A 312-nucleotide genomic window follows, 5' to 3' on the forward strand; every position below is an offset into this window, starting at 1 on the left:
CATTTATGCCCAGGTGCTGGGTTTGGAGCGGGTCGGGGTCGATGACTCGTTCTTCGAACTGGGCGGCGACAGCATTTCGGCGATGCGGGTGGTCGCCGCGGTGAACGCGGGCTTGGATTCTCACCTCGGGGTGCGCGTGTTGTTCGAGGCGCCAACGGTAGCTGCGCTGGCTCCGCTCATCGGTGTTGAGGGGACTGGGCTCGAGCCCCTGCGCAAGGTCCTTCGGCCCCAAGTGGTTCCGTTGTCGTTTGCGCAGAGCCGGTTGTGGTTCATCGATCAGTTGCATGGGCCGTCGCCGGTCTACAACATGCC

1 protein-coding gene is annotated in these 312 nt (G+C 63.8%); it reads left to right on the forward strand.

Going from position 1 to position 312, the window contains the following annotated elements:
• On the forward strand, positions 1–312 hold a 312-nt coding region (locus tag BST47_RS30140; protein WP_133056271.1), incomplete at both ends, for a phosphopantetheine-binding protein.

This window comes from Mycolicibacterium tusciae (assembly GCF_002086795.1).
GTDB classification, from domain to species: domain Bacteria; phylum Actinomycetota; class Actinomycetes; order Mycobacteriales; family Mycobacteriaceae; genus Mycobacterium; species Mycobacterium tusciae.